This is a genomic window from Amycolatopsis pretoriensis (genome assembly GCF_900107925.1).
GTDB classification, from domain to species: domain Bacteria; phylum Actinomycetota; class Actinomycetes; order Mycobacteriales; family Pseudonocardiaceae; genus Amycolatopsis; species Amycolatopsis pretoriensis.
In genome coordinates this window covers 681475-697470 of sequence record NZ_FNUJ01000005.1, presented here as the reverse complement: position 1 = coordinate 697470, position 15996 = coordinate 681475, and the positions used below count along the sequence as shown (strand labels likewise).

The 15996-nt window shown below is 69.4% G+C and carries 24 protein-coding genes; 2 read left to right on the top strand and 22 right to left on the bottom strand.

Going from position 1 to position 15996, the window contains the following annotated elements:
- Positions 1-215: 215 nt before the first annotated feature.
- Together eccE and BLV96_RS25245 are read left to right on the top strand one after the other, a co-directional pair.
- Positions 216-1451: a type VII secretion protein EccE gene (gene eccE, locus BLV96_RS25250; protein WP_086681378.1), complete on the top strand. Its 1236-nt coding sequence runs from the start codon at positions 216-218 to the stop codon at positions 1449-1451.
- Positions 1448-2167: a hypothetical protein gene (locus BLV96_RS25245; protein ID WP_086681370.1), complete on the top strand. Its 720-nt coding sequence runs from the start codon at positions 1448-1450 to the stop codon at positions 2165-2167. The genes eccE and BLV96_RS25245 overlap by 4 nt, the downstream gene beginning before the upstream one ends.
- Before the next feature lie 329 nt (positions 2168-2496).
- On the opposite strand, the gene truA is transcribed toward BLV96_RS25245, so the two are convergent.
- From truA to BLV96_RS25135, 22 genes are all read right to left on the bottom strand, one after another.
- A complete protein-coding gene (gene truA, locus BLV96_RS25240; RefSeq protein WP_086681368.1) occupies positions 2497-3327 on the bottom strand; it encodes a tRNA pseudouridine(38-40) synthase TruA in 831 nt (276 codons plus the stop codon).
- 73 nt (positions 3328-3400) lie between these two features.
- Positions 3401-3943 (bottom strand): 50S ribosomal protein L17, encoded by a 543-nt coding sequence (rplQ, locus tag BLV96_RS25235; protein WP_086681366.1) that lies wholly within the window; start codon positions 3941-3943, stop codon positions 3401-3403.
- A gap of 41 nt (positions 3944-3984) precedes the next feature.
- Positions 3985-5055 (bottom strand): DNA-directed RNA polymerase subunit alpha, encoded by a 1071-nt coding sequence (locus tag BLV96_RS25230; RefSeq protein ID WP_004558887.1) that lies wholly within the window; start codon positions 5053-5055, stop codon positions 3985-3987.
- A 105-nt stretch (positions 5056-5160) separates the two neighbouring features.
- The gene (gene rpsD / locus BLV96_RS25225) at positions 5161-5766 is read right to left on the bottom strand and encodes a 30S ribosomal protein S4 (protein WP_004558886.1); all 606 of its coding nucleotides are present in this window, start codon (positions 5764-5766) and stop codon (positions 5161-5163) included.
- Between the two features lie 23 nt (positions 5767-5789).
- Positions 5790-6197 carry a 30S ribosomal protein S11 gene (gene rpsK, locus BLV96_RS25220; RefSeq protein ID WP_004558885.1) on the bottom strand — a complete coding sequence of 136 codons (408 nt, stop codon included), beginning with the start codon at positions 6195-6197 and terminating at the stop codon, positions 5790-5792.
- 18 nt (positions 6198-6215) lie between these two features.
- On the bottom strand, positions 6216-6401 hold the full coding sequence (locus BLV96_RS25215) for a hypothetical protein (protein ID WP_086681363.1): 186 nt from the start codon (positions 6399-6401) through the stop codon (positions 6216-6218).
- Positions 6398-6778 (bottom strand): 30S ribosomal protein S13, encoded by a 381-nt coding sequence (gene rpsM / locus BLV96_RS25210; protein WP_004558883.1) that lies wholly within the window; start codon positions 6776-6778, stop codon positions 6398-6400. The genes BLV96_RS25215 and rpsM overlap by 4 nt, the downstream gene beginning before the upstream one ends.
- Positions 6779-6984: 206 nt before the next feature.
- Positions 6985-7098 carry a 50S ribosomal protein L36 gene (rpmJ, locus tag BLV96_RS25205; RefSeq protein WP_004558882.1) on the bottom strand — a complete coding sequence of 38 codons (114 nt, stop codon included), beginning with the start codon at positions 7096-7098 and terminating at the stop codon, positions 6985-6987.
- Between the two features lie 34 nt (positions 7099-7132).
- On the bottom strand, positions 7133-7354 hold the full coding sequence (gene infA / locus BLV96_RS25200; RefSeq protein ID WP_004558881.1) for a translation initiation factor IF-1: 222 nt from the start codon (positions 7352-7354) through the stop codon (positions 7133-7135).
- Positions 7355-7617: 263 nt separating this feature from the next.
- Entirely contained in the window at positions 7618-8394 is a 777-nt protein-coding gene (gene map, locus BLV96_RS25195; protein ID WP_086681360.1) for a type I methionyl aminopeptidase, read from the bottom strand.
- A gap of 44 nt (positions 8395-8438) precedes the next feature.
- A complete protein-coding gene (locus BLV96_RS25190) occupies positions 8439-8993 on the bottom strand; it encodes an adenylate kinase (RefSeq protein ID WP_086681357.1) in 555 nt (184 codons plus the stop codon).
- Positions 8990-10297, bottom strand: a complete 1308-nt coding sequence (gene secY, locus BLV96_RS25185) for a preprotein translocase subunit SecY (protein ID WP_086681375.1) — start codon at positions 10295-10297, stop codon at positions 8990-8992. Before secY ends, BLV96_RS25190 begins: the two co-directional genes overlap by 4 nt.
- A gap of 255 nt (positions 10298-10552) precedes the next feature.
- Complete coding sequence (locus BLV96_RS25180) at positions 10553-11176, bottom strand: LysE family translocator (RefSeq protein WP_244180445.1); 624 nt, start codon at positions 11174-11176, stop codon at positions 10553-10555.
- A 22-nt stretch (positions 11177-11198) separates the two neighbouring features.
- Positions 11199-12380 carry a hypothetical protein gene (locus tag BLV96_RS50790; protein WP_244180442.1) on the bottom strand — a complete coding sequence of 394 codons (1182 nt, stop codon included), beginning with the start codon at positions 12378-12380 and terminating at the stop codon, positions 11199-11201.
- A 49-nt stretch (positions 12381-12429) separates the two neighbouring features.
- Complete coding sequence (locus BLV96_RS25170) at positions 12430-12978, bottom strand: hypothetical protein (protein ID WP_143051021.1); 549 nt, start codon at positions 12976-12978, stop codon at positions 12430-12432.
- A gap of 72 nt (positions 12979-13050) precedes the next feature.
- Positions 13051-13497 (bottom strand): 50S ribosomal protein L15, encoded by a 447-nt coding sequence (rplO, locus tag BLV96_RS25165; RefSeq protein WP_086675493.1) that lies wholly within the window; start codon positions 13495-13497, stop codon positions 13051-13053.
- A complete protein-coding gene (gene rpmD / locus BLV96_RS25160; RefSeq protein WP_033291195.1) occupies positions 13494-13679 on the bottom strand; it encodes a 50S ribosomal protein L30 in 186 nt (61 codons plus the stop codon). The genes rplO and rpmD overlap by 4 nt, the downstream gene beginning before the upstream one ends.
- A 1-nt stretch (position 13680) precedes the next feature.
- Positions 13681-14325: a 30S ribosomal protein S5 gene (gene rpsE, locus BLV96_RS25155; protein WP_086675494.1), complete on the bottom strand. Its 645-nt coding sequence runs from the start codon at positions 14323-14325 to the stop codon at positions 13681-13683.
- A 34-nt stretch (positions 14326-14359) separates the two neighbouring features.
- A complete protein-coding gene (gene rplR / locus BLV96_RS25150; RefSeq protein ID WP_167379724.1) occupies positions 14360-14758 on the bottom strand; it encodes a 50S ribosomal protein L18 in 399 nt (132 codons plus the stop codon).
- Between the two features lie 2 nt (positions 14759-14760).
- On the bottom strand, positions 14761-15300 hold the full coding sequence (gene rplF / locus BLV96_RS25145; RefSeq protein WP_086675496.1) for a 50S ribosomal protein L6: 540 nt from the start codon (positions 15298-15300) through the stop codon (positions 14761-14763).
- Between the two features lie 16 nt (positions 15301-15316).
- Positions 15317-15715, bottom strand: a complete 399-nt coding sequence (gene rpsH, locus BLV96_RS25140; RefSeq protein ID WP_004558871.1) for a 30S ribosomal protein S8 — start codon at positions 15713-15715, stop codon at positions 15317-15319.
- A 91-nt stretch (positions 15716-15806) separates the two neighbouring features.
- Positions 15807-15992, bottom strand: coding sequence for a type Z 30S ribosomal protein S14 (locus BLV96_RS25135; protein WP_004558870.1), 186 nt, complete (start codon positions 15990-15992; stop codon positions 15807-15809).
- Positions 15993-15996: the final 4 nt, after the last annotated feature.

Below are 15996 nucleotides of genomic sequence, written 5' to 3'. Positions count from 1 at the left end.
GCGGTCCCGGCGGCCCCGGTCCCGGCGGACCCGGTGGCCCGGGCGGACGTCCTGGCGGCCCCGGTGGACCTGGCGGCCCGGGTGGGCCCGGCGGACCTGGCGGCCCCGGTGGTGGCGGTCCGGGTGGACCCGGTGGTCCCGGTGGCGGTGGACCCAGTGGCCCCCAGGGACCTGACGACAGCAGTCCGTCCGCTTCCGCGGCCGGCGCGGTGCGGATGGCTCCGCCCGCCCGGCGTCGCTCCTCGGGCGTGAACCTCGGCCCGCTGCCCGTCGCGAACCTCGTCGTGCTCGAAGTCGGCCTCGCGGTCGGGCTCGTGCTGCTCGCCATCGACATGTCCTTGAAGTGGGTCGGCGTCGGCATCGTCGGCTTCGCCCTCATCGTCGCGCTGCTGCGCTGGCGCGGCCGCTGGTTCACCCAGTGGATCGGCCTGACGCTGCGCTATTCGTTCCGGTCCCACGACCGCGTCGCCGAACCGCTGCCGCCGAGCACCGTCGAGGAGCTGGCCGCCGAGGAGACCACGGTGACCGGCCCGGACGACGCCCGCGTCAACCTGCTGCGCGTCGCGATCCCGGACCTCGTCGTGGCGCACGGCGTCGACCACGAGCGCCAGCAGGTCGGCCTCGCCTGGAACGACGGCACCTGGACGGCGGTGCTGCTCGTCGAGCCGACGCCGGCGCTGATCACCCAGGCCGGCGGCGCGCCGAGCCTGCCGCTGTCGGCGCTCGCGCCCTGCCTCGAGGACCGCGGTGTGCTCCTCGACTCGATCCAGACGATCTGGCACTGCTACCCGGGCAGCGCGGCGCTGCCGGCGGACTCGCCCGCGCTCAGCTCCTACATGGAGGTGCTCGGCCCGCTGCCCGCGGCGGCGCGGCGAACGACGTGGGTGGCGATCCGGCTCGACCCGAAGCGCTGCCCGGCGGCGATCCGGGAACGCGGCGGCGGCGTCGTCGGCGCCCACCGCGCGCTGATCGGCGCGCTTTCGCGGGTGCGCAACGCGCTGGAGTCCCAGGGCGTGCCGACCCGGCCGCTCGACCCGGACGAGCTGCTGCGCGCGAGCATTTCGGCCGCGGAGCTCACGTCCGTCGCCGGTTCGCCGAGCAAGGTGACGCTGCAGGAGCGCTGGTCCGGCGTGACCGCGGCCGGCATCGGCCACGCGAGCTACGCGATCACCGGCTGGCCGAAGGGCAAGATCACCGGCAGCCTGGACGCGCTGACGAGCGTCCGCGCGCTGTCGGCGACGCTCGCGATGTCGATCTCCCCCGCGTCCGACGAAGGCAAGATCGGGCTGCGCGGCGTGGTCCGGCTGAGCGCGCGCAACCCGCGTGAGCTCGAAGCCGCCGACCAGCGGCTGCACGGGCTGTCGGAGCGGCTGGGCGTCGACCTGACCCCGTTGCGCGGGCTGCAGGTCTCGGCGTTCGCCGCGACGCTGCCGATCGGAGGAACAGCATGAGTTCGCGGATGCGCGACGCCGGGCAGAACCTCGGGGTGGCACCGGAGTTCACGGTGGACCCGGCGATGCTCGACGCGGTCAGCCCGTCGGGTGACCGTGGTGGCATCGTGCTCGGCTCGGGCCTCAAGGGCGAGCCGCTGACGATCTCGGCGCTGCGGTCGACGCCGACGCGCATCGTGCTGGTGGGCGGGCTGTACCTGGCCCGCCAGGTGGCGATGCGCGCGATGGCGGTCGGCGCGTGGGTCGTGGTGGCGACGGGCCGCCCGACGGAGTGGCAGGTGCTGTCCCGCGCGGCCGGCACCCGCGACGGCCGGCCGTCACCGCTGGTCCAGATCCGCCGCCTGTCCCCGGTCGAGCTGCCGCGGCCGTCGGAGGACGCACCGCTGCTGGTCGTCACCGACGGCGGCCCGACGCCGCAGGACCTGTTCCCGCCGCGGTCGCCGTGGCAGACGACGGTCTACGTGCTCCCGTACCTGCACCCGCAGGCGGGCGCGACGGCCAACGCGGCGGACCTGGTGCTGATGCAGCGCCTCCCGGCCGGCCAGGCCGAGCTGGCGGCGCGGATCTGGCGCCTGCCGCCGCAGATGATGCGGCAGCTGACGACGCTGCAGGACGACCAGGTGGTGGCGTTGGGCCGCAACCTGTGGCGGCCGCTGCGGCTGGTGACGACGGGCAAGGAGCAGCAGCTGCTCGGCCCCGTCCGCCGCGGCGACTGACACCGCCCGCGGGACGAGTTCCGGTGGTCATGAACGACTCGTTCATCGCACCTGACGAGGTGAACGACTCGTTCATGCCATCCGCCGAAGGCTGACCGCCCACAGCCTCGCCGCCAAAGGCGAGAGGCCCCCGAGAACAGACACCGACGAGAACCCAGACTCCCCCGCACCCCGATCCGAAGCCAGAACACACCCGGCGTTGCCGGCCGTAGTCACAATGACAGCTTCGGGGTGCCGAAAGGCGCTTTGGCAGGACAGCTGCCCCCGCTCGCCCGCCCCAAACGCCATGAACGACCCATTCATGTCACCTGACGACATGAATGGGTCATTCACGTCATCGGGGTGCGGACGTTCCTCGTCTGCTCCGCGCGGGCCGCGAGTTCGGCGTCCGGCGGGTAGTCCACACCCAGCAGCGTCAAGCCGTGGGCCGGGGCCACCGCGCTGTCGCGGATTCCGCTCTCCAGCACCTTCGCCGGCCAGCCGTCGGTGCGGCGGCCGTCGCCCACCAGGAGCAGGACCCCCACCAGGCTGCGGACCATCGAATGGCAGAACGCGTCCGCCGAAACCCGGACCTCCAGCAGGTGCTCGTCCACCCGCTCCCACTCCAGGCGCTGCAGCTCGCGGATCGTCGTGCCCGTGTCACGCTGCTTGCAGTACGCCGCGAAGTCGTGCAGGCCCAGCAGTTCCGCGGCCGCCGCGTTCATCGCGTCCGTCGACAGTGGACGGTTCCAGGCCAGGGTGTCGTTGCGGCGCAACGGGTCCACGCCCCACGGGGCGTCCGAGACCCGGTAGCGGTAGTGCCGGCGGATCGCCGAGAAGCGGGCGTCGAAGCCCTCCGGGGCGACCCGGGCGCCCAGTACCCGGACGTCGCCGGGCAGGAGGCGGTTCCAGCGGCCCGTCATGCGGCCCAGGTCCGGGATGCCGTCGGGGGACACGGGAATCCGGTCCGAGGGCTCCGAAAGCGGCACGACGTCGACGTGCACGACCTGGCCCGTCGCGTGCACCCCGGCGTCCGTGCGGCCCGCCACGACCACGGACTTGGGCACCGAAGCCCCCGGCGGCTGCCGCTGCAGCGCCTCCTCCAGCAGCGCCTGGACCGTCCGGCGGCCCGGCTGGCGGGCCCAGCCCGAGAAGTCCGTGCCGTCGTAGGAGACGTCCAGGCGCAGACGAACGAGCCCGCCCTCCCCAGCGGGAGTGGCGGGCTCGTCCGGTGTCGAATCTGCCGTCAGGACGTCAGTCCTTCTTGGCGTCCGCGTCGTCCGAAGCCGGAACTTCGGTCTCCTCGGCCTTGGCCTCCTCGGCAGCGGGAGCCTCCTCGGCCGGAGCCTCGGTGGTGGTCTCCTCCGCGGCCGGGGCGGCGGCCTTCTCGTCCTTCGCGAACTTCGTCTTGCGAGCGCGCTCGGCTTCCGAAGTCACCGTCTTCTCGGCCACCAGCTCGATGACCGCCATCTTGGCGTTGTCGCCCTTGCGCGGCATCGTCTTGGTGATCCGGGTGTAGCCACCGTCGCGCTCCGCGAAGTGCGGACCGATCTCGGCGAACAGCTTGTGAACGACGTCCTTGTCACGGACGACCTTCTGCACCTGACGGCGGTTGTGCAGGTCGCCCCGCTTCGCCTTGGTGATCAGCTTCTCGGCCAGCGGACGGACCCGCTTCGCCTTCGCCTCGGTGGTGGTGATCTTGCCGTGCTCGAACAGCTGCGTGGCCAAGTTGGCCAGGATCAGCCGCTCGTGCGCGGACGACCCGCCGAGCCGGGCTCCCTTGGTAGGGGTGGGCATTGGTTCTCCTAGTTCAGCTCACAGCGTCCAGGCACACGGCCTCAGAGCTGCTCGGTCTCTGCGTAGTCCTGGCCATCGTCGTGGCCGTCCGAAATCCCGTCGGCGATGCCACCGACACCCTCCGACCAGCCTTCACCGTCGTAGCTGGCGGCCGCCGCGGTCGGGTCGAACCCGGGCGGGCTGTCCTTCAGCGCGAGGCCGAGGCCGACGAGCTTGAGCTTGACCTCGTCGATCGACTTGGCGCCGAAGTTGCGGATGTCGAGCAGGTCCGCCTCGCTGCGCGAGACGAGCTCGCCCACCGTGTGGATGCCCTCGCGCTTGAGGCAGTTGTACGACCGGACGGTGAGGTCCAGGTCCTCGATCGGCATCGCGTAGGCGGCGATGGTGTCCGCTTCCTGCGGCGACGGGCCGATCTCGATGCCCTCGGCGTCGACGTTCAGCTCGCGGGCGAGACCGAACAGCTCCACCAGCGTCTTGCCGGCCGACGCGACCGCGTCGCGCGGCGTGATCGACGGCTTGGTCTCGACGTCCAGGATCAGCTTGTCGAAGTCGGTGCGCTGCTCGACACGGGTGGCCTCGACCTTGTAGGTCACCTTGAGCACCGGCGAGTAGATCGAGTCGACCGGGATCCGGCCGATCTCCGCGCCCGCCTGCTTGTTCTGCAGGGCCGGAACGTAACCGCGGCCGCGCTCGACGACGAGCTCGATCTCGAGCTTGCCCTTGCCGTTCAGCGACGCGATGTGCAGATCCGGGTTGTGCACGGTGACACCCGCCGGCGGCACGATGTCGGCCGCCGTGACCTCACCCGGGCCCTGCTTGCGCAGGTACATGGTGACCGGCTCGTCCTCTTCCGAGGACACCACGAGCTCCTTGAGGTTCAGGATGATGTCGGTGACGTCTTCCTTCACCCCGGGAACGGTGGTGAACTCGTGCAGCACGCCGTCGATGCGGATGCTCGTCACGGCCGCGCCCGGGATGGACGACAGCAGCGTACGACGCAGCGAGTTGCCGAGCGTGTAGCCGAAGCCGGGCTCCAGCGGTTCGATGGTGAACCGGGAGCGGGTCTCGTTGACCGTCTCTTCGCCGAGAGCCGGCCGCTGGGAAATCAGCATTCCTTGTTTTCCTTTCCAGACGACGCCCGCCATATGACGTCGAAGGGATGGCGCGGCGGCGGCGCACCTTGTTGCGCCGCCGCCCGTATTCCGACCGGGGCCGGACTACTTCGAGTAGAGCTCGACGATCAGCTGTTCCTGAACCGGAACGTCGATCTGCGCACGCTCCGGCAGCTGGTGGACCAGCACGCGGAGGTTGGACTGGACGACCTGCAGCCACGCCGGGATCGGGCGGTCGCCGAAGGACTCCTTCGCCACGACGAAGGGCAGCATCGCGAACGACTTCGGCCGCACGTCGATGATGTCCCACTTCGAGACCTGGAACGAGGGAACGTTGACCTTGACGCCGTTGACCAGGAAGTGGCCGTGGCTCACCAGCTGGCGCGCCTGGCGGCGCGTGCGGGCGATGCCGGCGCGGTAGATCACGTTGTCCAGGCGGGACTCGAGGATCTGCAGCAGGTTCTCACCGGTCTTACCGGGACGCCGGACGGCTTCCTTGTAGTACCGGACGAACTGACGCTCGAGAACGCCGTAGGTGTAGCGAGCCTTCTGCTTCTCCTGCGACTGCAGGAGGTACTCGGACTCCTTGATGCGCCCGCGGCCGTGCTGGCCCGGCGGGTAGGGGCGACGCTCGAAAGCCTGGTCGCCGCCGATGAGGTCAACCTTGAGGCGACGCGAAATACGCGTCGCGGGGCCGGTGTAACGAGCCATTTCTTCTTACTCCTCCCCGTTCCTCAGACCCGGCGCCGCTTGGGCGGGCGGCAGCCGTTGTGAGGCTGCGGGGTCACGTCCTGGATGGTGCCGACCTCGAGGCCGGCCGCCTGCAGCGAGCGGATCGCCGTCTCGCGGCCCGAACCCGGGCCCTTCACGAAGACGTCGACCTTCTTCATGCCGTGCTCGGCGGCCTTGCGGGCGGCGTTCTCGGCGGCCATCTGCGCGGCGAACGGGGTGGACTTGCGCGAGCCCTTGAAGCCCACGTGACCACTCGACGCCCACGCGATCACGGCACCGGTCGGGTCCGTGATCGAGACGATGGTGTTGTTGAAGGTGCTCTTGATGTGCGCGTGACCGTGCGCGACATTCTTCTTTTCCTTGCGGCGGACCTTCTTGGCCCCGGCCGCAGTACGAGACTTCGGTGGCATGTTCTGAGGGTTCTCCTGTTAGCGCGCGTTCTCTTGGTGAGCGGCGACCGCTTCGGCCTGGCCGCGCCGGATGATCGATCCGGCGTCGGTGTACAGGTTGCGGAGCGCCATCGGGCGGGCGTAGAGCGCCTTGGGCGAAACGCAAGCCGTGCCACGGCGCTGGACGCCGCCCATCTGCACGACCTTCTTGCCCTGGACGCTCACTTCTTGCCAGCCTTCTTCTTGCCGGCGACCGTCTTCTTCGGACCCTTGCGGGTACGGGCGTTGGTCTTCGTGCGCTGACCACGGACGGGAAGTCCGCGACGCCAGCGAAGGCCCTCGTAGCACCCGATCTCGATCTTCCGACGGATGTCGGCGTTCACCTCGCGGCGAAGGTCACCCTCGACCTTGAAGTTCTCTTCGATGTACGTACGCAGCTTCGCGAGGTCGTCATCGCTGAGGTCTTTGACGCGGGTGTCCGCGTTGAGCTCGGCAGCCTTGATGAGCTGCTTCGAGCGGGTACGGCCGATGCCGTAGATGTACGTAAGCGCGATCTCCAACCGCTTCTCGCGGGGGAGGTCTACGCCAGCGAGTCGTGCCATTGGCGCTGATGCTCCTTCGTGGGTTTCCTCTTCAGGTCTGCTCCCCGTCCGGTTCCGGGACCGACTCGCCTGTCGTGCCCTCGGCTTGCGCCTCGGGTGTCCCAGCCCCGGCCTGAAGTCCGGGGGTGAACCGGGTCACTCGCGTGACCCGGCAGGTGCGGGGAGGTTGTGTAGCCGTCAATCCACTCTGCTCGAGTGCTTGGCGATCAGCCCTGCCGCTGCTTGTGCCGCAGGTTTTCGCAGATCACCATGATCCGGCCGTGACGGCGGATCACCTTGCACTTGTCGCAGATCTTCTTGACGCTCGGCTGAACCTTCACGTCTTCTGCTCTCCTGCTTCTGAGCTGCTCGTGATCACTTGTAGCGGTAGACGATGCGACCACGAGAGAGGTCGTAGGGCGAAAGCTCCACGACAACCCTGTCCTCAGGCAGGATGCGGATGTAGTGCTGCCGCATCTTGCCGCTGATGTGAGCCAGGACCTTGTGACCGTTCTCCAACTCGACGCGGAACATCGCGTTGGGGAGCGGCTCGACTACGCGGCCTTCGACCTCGATGGCCCCGTCTTTCTTCGCCATGTCCTCCGCATTTCCCTGTCGGTATCGTCTGTCGCCACACCTGATCAACTCGAGCACTAGTGCTGGGTCGGGTGTTGCGTGGCACACTGGTGCCCGGCTCCCAAGACCGTGAATTCACGAGCGCGCAGGATCCGGGCGCGATAAGTGCGCCGACTTGACAGTGTACGCAGGTCGTGTCGCGACCCCCAAACCGGGGGTGACCATGCTAAAGGACCGTGCAGGTGGACGTGATGGCGATCACCTCGTGTGGGTGAATGCGCAGGTCAGCTCTCTTCGGGTGCCGTCAGCACCCAAGGGCCCTCTTCGGTGATCGCGACGGTGTGCTCCCAGTGCGCCGCGCGGGAGCCGTCGGCCGTGACCACGGTCCAGCCGTCGTCCAGCTCGAGGGTCTCCCCGCCGCCGCCGGTCAGCATCGGCTCGATCGCCAGCGCCATGCCGGCCTTCAGCCGCGGGCCCTTGCCCGGCTTGCCGACGTTCGGCAGGAACGGGTCCATGTGCATCTGGCGGCCGATGCCGTGGCCGCCGTACTCGACGATCATCCCGTACTCGATGCCGTCGTCGCGGCCCGCGCGTTCGGCGGCCGACTGGACGGCGAAGGAGATGTCGGTCAACCGGCCGCCGGCGCTGACCGCCTCGATGCCGGCCCACATCGCCGCTTCGGTCGCCGCGGACAGCGCCAGGTCGGCGTCGGCGACGCTGCCGATGGCCAGCGTGACGGCGGAGTCGCCGTGCCAGCCGTCGAGGATCGCGCCGCAGTCGACGGAGATGATGTCGCCGTCGGCCAGCACCTGCGTCTTCGCCGGGATGCCGTGGACGATCTGCTCGTTCACCGACGCGCAGATCGACGCCGGGAAACCGTGGTAGCCCTTGAACGACGGCACCGCGCCGGCGTCCCGGATCGTCTGCTCGGCCAGCTCGTCGAGCTCGGCCGTGCTGACGCCCGGTTTCGCGATGGCGCGGACCGCCGCGAGCGTGCGGGCGACGACGAGCCCCGCGGCCCGCATCGCCTGCAGCTCGTCCGGGGTCTTGACCTCGATCATGCGCCCACGGCGGAGCACTTGCAGAACACGCAATCCTCCGAGGTTCACGTGCGGTCGCGCAGCGCTTTCAGCACTCGGCCGGAGATCTCCTCGACGCTGCCGACGCCGTCGACGGTCACCAGGATGTCGGCGTAGTACTCCAGCAGCGGCGCGGTGTCCGACACGTAGATCTGCTGGCGGCGGCGGATGACCTCTTCGGTGTCGTCCGCGCGGCCGCGGGACATGAGCCGCCCGACGACGACGTCCTCGGGCACCTGCAGCTGGATCACGGCGTCGAGCGAGACGTCGGCGTCACCCAGGATCTCCCCGAGCACCTCGGCCTGCTTGGTGTTGCGGGGGAAGCCGTCGAGCAGGAAGCCGGCCTTCGCGTCCGGCTCCGCCAGGCGTTCGCGGACCATCTCGTTCGTCACCGAGTCGGGTACGAGCTCGCCGGAGTCCAGGTAGCGCTTGGCTTCCTGGCCCAGCGGGGTCTCCTGGCCGACGTGCGCGCGGAACAGCTCGCCCGTGGAGATGTGCGGGATGCGCAGCTGCTCCGACAGAGCCACCGCCTGCGTACCTTTGCCCGCGCCGGGCGGACCCACGAGAACCAGCCGCGTCACTTCAAGAACCCTTCGTAGTTGCGCTGCATCAGCTGGCTTTCGATCTGCTTCACGGTGTCGAGCCCGACACCGACCATGATCAGCACAGCCGTGCCACCGAACGGGAAGTTCTGGTTGTTCCCGCTACCGGTCACCGACAGGAAGAAGTTCGGAAGGATCGCGATGATGCCCAGGTACAGCGAACCGGGCAGGGTGATCCGGCCCAGGACGAAGCTCAGGTACTCGGCCGTCGGGCGGCCCGGGCGGATGCCCGGGATGAACCCGCCGAACTTCTTCATCTCTTCCGCACGCTCGTCCACGTTGAACGTGATCGTGATGTAGAAGTACGTGAAGAAGATGATCAGGCCGAAGTACAGCGCGATGTGCACCCAGCTGGACTGGTTCACGATGTAGTTCTTGATGAAGACCTGCCAGCCGGAGTTGCTGTTCTGGTCGCCGACGAGGCGGCTGATCAGGTCCGGCAGGTACAGCAGGGACGACGCGAAGATGACCGGGATGACGCCGGCCTGGTTCACCTTGATCGGCAGGTAGGTCGACGTGCCGCCGTACATCCGGCGGCCGATCATGCGCTTGGCGTACTGCACCGGGATCCGGCGCTGCCCCTGCTCGACGAAGATGACGCTCGCGATGATCACGAGCCCGAAGACGCAGATCATCGTCAGCGCGATGCCACCGCCGTTGGACAGGATGTTCCCGCCCTCGACCGGGATGCGCGCGGCGATGTTCAGGAAGATCAGGACGGACATGCCGTTGCCGACGCCGCGTTCGGTGATCAGCTCGCCCAGCCACATCATGACGGCGGTGCCCGCGGTCATGGTGATGACGATGATCGCCAGCGAGTAGACGCTGTTGTCCGGGATGATCGGCTGGTCGCAGTCCGGGAAGAGCTGCTTGCGGTCCGCGAGCGCGACCACGCCGGTGGCCTGCAGGATCGCCAGGGCGACCGTCAGGTACCGGGTGTACTGGGTCAGCTTGCCCTGGCCGGACTGGCCTTCCTTCTTCAGCTCCTCGAACCGCGGGATGACCACGGTCAGCAGCTGGATGATGATGCTCGCCGTGATGTACGGCATGATGCCGGTCGAGAAGAGCGACAGCTGCAGCAGCGCACCGCCGCTGAACAGGTTCAGCAGCTGGTAGACGCCCTCCTGCTGCGCCTGGGAGCTACAGGCCTGTACCGCCCCGTAGGAGATCCCGGGTGCCGGAATGGTCGCACCGATTCGGTAGACCGCGACGATGGCTAGCGTGAACAGGATCTTCTTGCGTAGATCCGGCGTCGCGAGAGCCGAGCGGAAGGCGCTGAACACGCGGGGGACCTCCTCGGCGTCGTCGGCCGTCCTCAACCGACGATCGGCTTGGCCGGCACGGGGGCCGGCGGGAACACACAGCACTACTGGCAGGCAAGCCAGGAACGCTTCGGGGCACACTCGTCCCGAAGCGTGTCGCCGACTCTAACAGCTTCACAGGGCGTGTCCGCAGTCCGTGTGCGTTTTCCGTACCAAGGTTGCTCCGGCGGGTTGATCCACATCGCCGTCTTGGCCGTATTCCTTGACAGATGGGCGTCAGGCGTTCGGCGTCGCGAGCACGCCGGCGAGGCCGACGAGGACCACACCGGTCCCCCGGTCCACGTTGCGCCGCGTCCGCCGCGTGAGCTTGATCGACTTGAGGCCGGCGCCCACGCCGACGTAGACGGAGCCGGCCAGGAATTCGGCCAGCAGGTAGACGGCGCCGAGCAACGCGATCTGCGCCGGAAATGGGCCGTGACCTGCGTCGATGAACTGCGGGACGAACGCGGTGAAGATCAGGATGGCCTTCGGGTTGGTGATCGCGACGCCGAACTCCTTGCGCGTCACCCGCCAGGCGGAAGCCGGGTGCGTGTCCGGTTCGGGGACGTCCGTTTTGCCCCGGAAAGTCGACCACAGCAGGCGCACGCCGAGGTAGAGCAGGTAGGCCGCACCGGCCCACTTGATGATCGTCAAGGCGGTCTCGGAAGCGGCCAGCAGCTGCCCCAACCCGGCCGCGACGGCCGCGATCAACAGGGTGAACGCGGCCAGCCGGCCGGCCAGCCCGGCGAGGCCGCGGCGGACACCGTGCGTCATCCCGTGGTGGAGACCGAGCAGGTTGTTCGCGCCGGGCGTAAGCGCGATGAGGACGGAAGCCCCGAAGAAGACCAGCAGCCACGACACGTCTTCACGGTAGCCGCCGGGGTCAATCGGGTTCTTCCGGTGGGAGCACCGTGATGGCGACACCGGTGGGCGGAGTCGGGGTGTCCGCGTAGGCCAGGGCCGGATCAGCCCAGTCCCTGCCCGGCAACGCGGCGATGACCGCCGCCGCGGTGGCCACGGCGGCGGCCGCGATCAGCAGCCACATGCCGGCGGCGGTGGTGACGTCGAAGTCCAGGCCGTCCACCTTGGCGGACCACCCGAGCCCGCTCATGCCGACCGTGAGGACGACCCCGCCGGTGAAGAAGGCCCCGGCCCCGATCAGCCACCGCCCGTGGCGAGGCCGCGCGAAGGCGGTGAAAGCGGCCACGGCGAGCAGGAGGACGGCGATGACCACCGGGATCCCGACGGGCGAGGAGGCCTGGTCGGCGGCTTCCTGGCCGGGGACTTCGATCCGGCTGCCCCAGGCGGATTCGGTGACGGTGAGCTGGGCGTCGAAGACCCGCTGGCGCACGCTGATGTGCTGCTGGACGAGGAAGAGGGGGAGGAAGAGGCCGCCGGTGGCCAGGAGGGCCGCTGTGGCGGTGAGGGCCGGTGGGAGGAAGCGGAGAAGGCCGGGGGTGCGGGGCTCCGGAGTGGGCGCGGCGGCGGCTGCCGGGGCGGGCTGAGGTGCGGGGACGGCGCCGGGCAGTTGGGCGACCGGGAACGGCAGGGGCGTGATAGGCGGAGGTGGGGCGCTCGGCGGGGCCGCGGCCTGGGCGGGGAAGGCAAGTGGATCCTGGCCCGGCGGAGGCGGAGTTTGGGCTGGGAAGTCGAGCGGGTTGGCCACCGATCCCTCCGGGCCGGCCGGCGAACCGGTTTCCGGCGGCCGCGCGGCCTCAGCCGGGAAAGCGAGCGGGTTGGCCACCGACCCCTCGGAACCCACCGGCGAGCCGGAATCCGGCGACCACGCGGCTTCGGCCGGGAAGTCGAGCGGGTTGGCGACCGATCCCTCCGGGCCAGCCGGCGAACCGGATTCCGGCGACCGCGCGGCCTCAGCCGGGAAAGCGAGCGGGTTGGCCACCGATCCCCCGGCACCGATCTCCGGCAACGCGGCCTCGGCCGGGAAGTCAAGCGGATCCCCACCCCCCGGCGACCCCGCTCCCGGCTCCACCCCGGCGACCTTCGGCGCCTCCACCGGGAAGCTCAACGGCGAAGGCTCGGGCGGCTCCTGCGACGGTCTGTCCACCCCTCAGATCCTCCGTCCGGACCCGCACCGCGGCAAGGAACCTGTCCGGTCAGTCCGCTTCGGGCGGCAGCACCGTAATCACCACTCCCGACGGCGGCGTCGGCGTGTCCGCGTACGCCGCCTCCGGGTCCGCCCAGCCGCGGGGCCTCTCCCAAACGGCCGCCACCGCCGCCACGGCCACCGCTGCCAGCAGGAACCACGTCCCGGCCAATGGTGTCGTCGTCACCTGCTCGCCGCGGTCGTCGAACAGGCCGCGCATGCTCTGGGCCACGACCGTGCACACCGCTCCCCCGAGGAACGCCGCCCCCAGCAGCGTCGTCCGCGGTGCGGGCCGGCGCTTCACCACGCCGAGCACCACCGCCGCCAGCAGGATCGCGGCCGCCAGCAGCAGCGGGACGCCCAGCGGTGCCGACGGCGAGCTGATCTCGCCCTGGCCCGGGAACGTGAAGTCGATCCGCCAGGCCCGCGTCGTCGTCCGCGCGAGCCCGGACGGCTCCAGCCCGATCACCTGCTCGGTGCGGAAGAACGGCAGGAACGTCCCCACGACCGTCAACACCGACGCGACGACGACCAGCACCGGTGCCACGAAACCTCGCATGACCATCCCCCCTCGGAAACGCCGAAGGCCCGCCTGGCGAACCAGACGGGCCTTCGAACTCAGAAAACCAGCTCAGTTGGTGGTGGCGGTGCCACCGGCCGCTTCGAGCTTCTCCTTGGCGGAGCCGGAGAACGCGTCGGCGGTGACGTTCAGCTTGACGCCGTTCACGTCGCCGTTGCCGAGGACCTTCACCAGCTTGCCCTTGCGAACCAGGCCGCCCTGGACCAGCTCGTCGGCACCGATGGTGCCGCCGTCCGGGAACACGCGGGCGATGTCGCCCACGTTCACCGGCTGGTACTCGGTGCGGAAGCGGTTCTTGAAGCCACGCAGCTTCGGCAGCCGCATGTGGATGGGCATCTGCCCACCCTCGAACCCGGCGGGCACGTTCTTCCGGGCCTTGGTGCCCTTCGTACCGCGACCGGCCGTCTTGCCCTTCGAGCCCTCACCACGACCGACGCGCATCTTCTCGCGCTTGGCGCCCGGAGCCGGACGCAGGTGGTGGATCTTGATGGCCGTCATGCCTTGACCTCCTCGACCTCCACCAGGTGGCGGACGGTGTGGATCAGGCCGCGCACCTGGGGGGTGTCTTCACGCACGACGCTCTGGCGGATCTTGCGCAGCCCGAGGGTGCGCAGCGACTCGCGGTGAGCGTGCTTCGTGCCGATCTTGCTCTTGACCTGGGTGACCTTGAGCTGAGCCATGTCAGACCCCCTGGCCCGCGCGCTGGCGCAGCATCCGGGCCGGCGCGACGTCCTCGAGCGGGAGACCGCGGCGGGCCGCGACCTCTTCGGGACGCTGCAGGCCCTTCAGGGCCGCCACGGTCGCGTGCACGATGTTGATCGCGTTGTCGGAGCCGAGCGACTTCGACAGCACGTCGTGGACGCCCGCGCACTCCAGCACCGCGCGCACCGGGCCACCGGCGATGACGCCGGTACCGGCGGACGCCGGACGGAGCAGCACGACACCGGCGGCCTCCTCACCCGTGATCGGGTGGGGGATGGTGCCGCCGACGCGGGGAACGCGGAAGAAGTTCTTCTTCGCTTCCTCGACGCCCTTGGCGATGGCCGCGGGAACTTCCTTGGCCTTGCCGTAGCCGACGCCGACCTGACCGTCGCCGTCACCGACGACCACCAGGGCGGTGAAGCTGAAGCGACGACCACCCTTGACGACCTTGGCGACGCGGTTGATCGTCACGACCTTCTCGAGGTGCGGGGTCTTGTCCTGGGCCGCCCCGCCACGACCGCTGTCGCGCCGGTCACGGCGGTCGCGACGGTCACCGCGGTCGTTGCCGCCCTGCCCGCCGGGTCCACCCTGGCCGCCGCCGAATTGCCGTGTACGTCCCGGCATCAGGCTTTCCTTCCGTTAACAAGCTTCTGCATCGTCAGAACTCCAACCCCGCCTCGCGGGCGGCGTCGGCGAGCGCGGCGATGCGGCCGTGGTAGGCGTTGCCGCCACGGTCGAACACCACAGCCGAGATCCCGGCGTTCTTGGCACGCGCGGCGACGAGTTCCCCGACCTTGGCGGCCTTGGCCTTCTTGTCGCCGTCGAGCGCCCGGACGTCCGCCTCGAGGGTGGACGCCGAGGCCAGCGTGTGGCCGGCCAGGTCGTCGATGACCTGCACGGCGATGTGCCGCGAGGACCGCTTGACGACCAGACGCGGACGCTGGTCCGTGCCCGAGACCTTCTTGCGGAGGCGGAAGTGCCGACGGGCCTTCGCGACGCGGCGGCGGGTCGAGATGTCCTTGCCCACCGGCTTGCGCTTCGTAGTCGTGTCGCTCATGATCACTTACCCGTCTTTCCGACCTTGCGGCGGATCTTCTCGCCCTCGTACCGCAGGCCCTTGCCCTTGTACGGGTCCGGGCGCCGCAGCCGGCGGATGACCGCCGAGATCTGGCCGACCTTCTGCTTGTCGATACCGGAGACCGAGAACCGGGTCGGGCTCTCCACCTTGAAGGTGATGCCTTCCGGGGCCTCGATCTTCACCGGGTGCGAGTAGCCGAGGGCGAACTCGAGGTCCGAGCCCTTGGCCTGCACGCGGTAACCGACACCGTGGATCTCGAGCTTCTTCTCGTAGCCCGAGGTCACACCCACGACCAGGTTGTTCACCAGGGTGCGGGTGAGGCCGTGCAGAGCCTTGCTGGTGCGCTCGTCGTCCGGGCGCTTGACCAGCAGGGTGCCGTCGTCGTCGCGCTCGACCGAAATCGGCTCGGCGATGGTGTGCTCCAGGGTCCCCTTGGGGCCCTTGACGCTGATGTGCTGACCGTTGATGGTCACCTCGACCCCGGAGGGGACGGCGACCGGCAGCTTTCCGATGCGTGACATGTCTGTGCCCCCTTCCTTACCAGACGTAGGCGAGGACTTCGCCGCCCACGCTGTTGCGCTTGGCCTGACGGTCCGTCTGCAGGCCACCGGACGTCGAGATGATCGCGATGCCCAGCCCACCGAGAACGGACGGCAGTTCGGTCGATTTTGCGTAGACCCGCAGACCGGGCTTGGAGACGCGCCGCAGGCCGGCGATGCTCCGCTCACGGTTGGGGCCGTACTTGAGCTCGACGACCAGGTTCTTGTGCTTCTCGCCCGGCTCGTCGTGGTAACCCGCGATGTAGCCCTCGCGCTTGAGGATCTCGGCGATGTTCGCCTTGAGCTTCGAGTGCGGGAGCTTGACCTCGTCGTGGTACGCCGAGTTCGCGTTGCGCAGACGCGTCAAGAAGTCTGCGATGGGGTCGGTCATCGTCATGGTGACCTGTCAACCTTTCTCGCCCTGGTTCCCCGCCGCCCGGTACACGGGCGGCAGGGCCTGTGGCGAAGTGGGAGTTAAAAAGAAGCTCTTACCAGCTGGACTTGCGGACGCCGGGCAGCTCGCCCGCGTGTGCCATCTCGCGAAGGCAGATCCGGCAGAGCCCGAACTTGCGGAACACGGCGTGCGGGCGGCCGCACCGCTGGCAGCGGGTGTAGGCGCGCACGGCGAACTTCGGCTTCTTCGCGGCCTTGTGGACCAGTGCTTTCTTGGCCATCGGC

Coding starts and splice junctions, on each gene's coding strand:
- eccE (WP_086681378.1), top strand. CDS start 216: ATGGCTCCGCCCGCCCGGCGTCGCTCCTCGGGCGTGAACCTCGGCCCG.
- BLV96_RS25245 (WP_086681370.1), top strand. CDS start 1,448: ATGAGTTCGCGGATGCGCGACGCCGGGCAGAACCTCGGGGTGGCACCG.
- rplQ (WP_086681366.1), bottom strand. CDS start 3,943: ATGCCCACCCCTACCAAGGGAGCCCGGCTCGGCGGGTCGTCCGCGCAC.
- BLV96_RS25230 (WP_004558887.1), bottom strand. CDS start 5,055: ATGCTGATTTCCCAGCGGCCGGCTCTCGGCGAAGAGACGGTCAACGAG.
- rpsD (WP_004558886.1), bottom strand. CDS start 5,766: ATGGCTCGTTACACCGGCCCCGCGACGCGTATTTCGCGTCGCCTCAAG.
- rpsK (WP_004558885.1), bottom strand. CDS start 6,197: ATGCCACCGAAGTCTCGTACTGCGGCCGGGGCCAAGAAGGTCCGCCGC.
- rpsM (WP_004558883.1), bottom strand. CDS start 6,778: ATGGCACGACTCGCTGGCGTAGACCTCCCCCGCGAGAAGCGGTTGGAG.
- infA (WP_004558881.1), bottom strand. CDS start 7,354: ATGGCGAAGAAAGACGGGGCCATCGAGGTCGAAGGCCGCGTAGTCGAG.
- map (WP_086681360.1), bottom strand. CDS start 8,394: ATGATCGAGGTCAAGACCCCGGACGAGCTGCAGGCGATGCGGGCCGCG.
- BLV96_RS25170 (WP_143051021.1), bottom strand. CDS start 12,978: ATGCGAGGTTTCGTGGCACCGGTGCTGGTCGTCGTCGCGTCGGTGTTG.
- rplO (WP_086675493.1), bottom strand. CDS start 13,497: ATGACGGCCATCAAGATCCACCACCTGCGTCCGGCTCCGGGCGCCAAG.
- rpmD (WP_033291195.1), bottom strand. CDS start 13,679: ATGGCTCAGCTCAAGGTCACCCAGGTCAAGAGCAAGATCGGCACGAAG.
- rpsE (WP_086675494.1), bottom strand. CDS start 14,325: ATGCCGGGACGTACACGGCAATTCGGCGGCGGCCAGGGTGGACCCGGC.
- rplR (WP_167379724.1), bottom strand. CDS start 14,758: ATGAGCGACACGACTACGAAGCGCAAGCCGGTGGGCAAGGACATCTCG.
- rplF (WP_086675496.1), bottom strand. CDS start 15,300: ATGTCACGCATCGGAAAGCTGCCGGTCGCCGTCCCCTCCGGGGTCGAG.
- rpsH (WP_004558871.1), bottom strand. CDS start 15,715: ATGACGATGACCGACCCCATCGCAGACTTCTTGACGCGTCTGCGCAAC.
- BLV96_RS25135 (WP_004558870.1), bottom strand. CDS start 15,992: ATGGCCAAGAAAGCACTGGTCCACAAGGCCGCGAAGAAGCCGAAGTTC.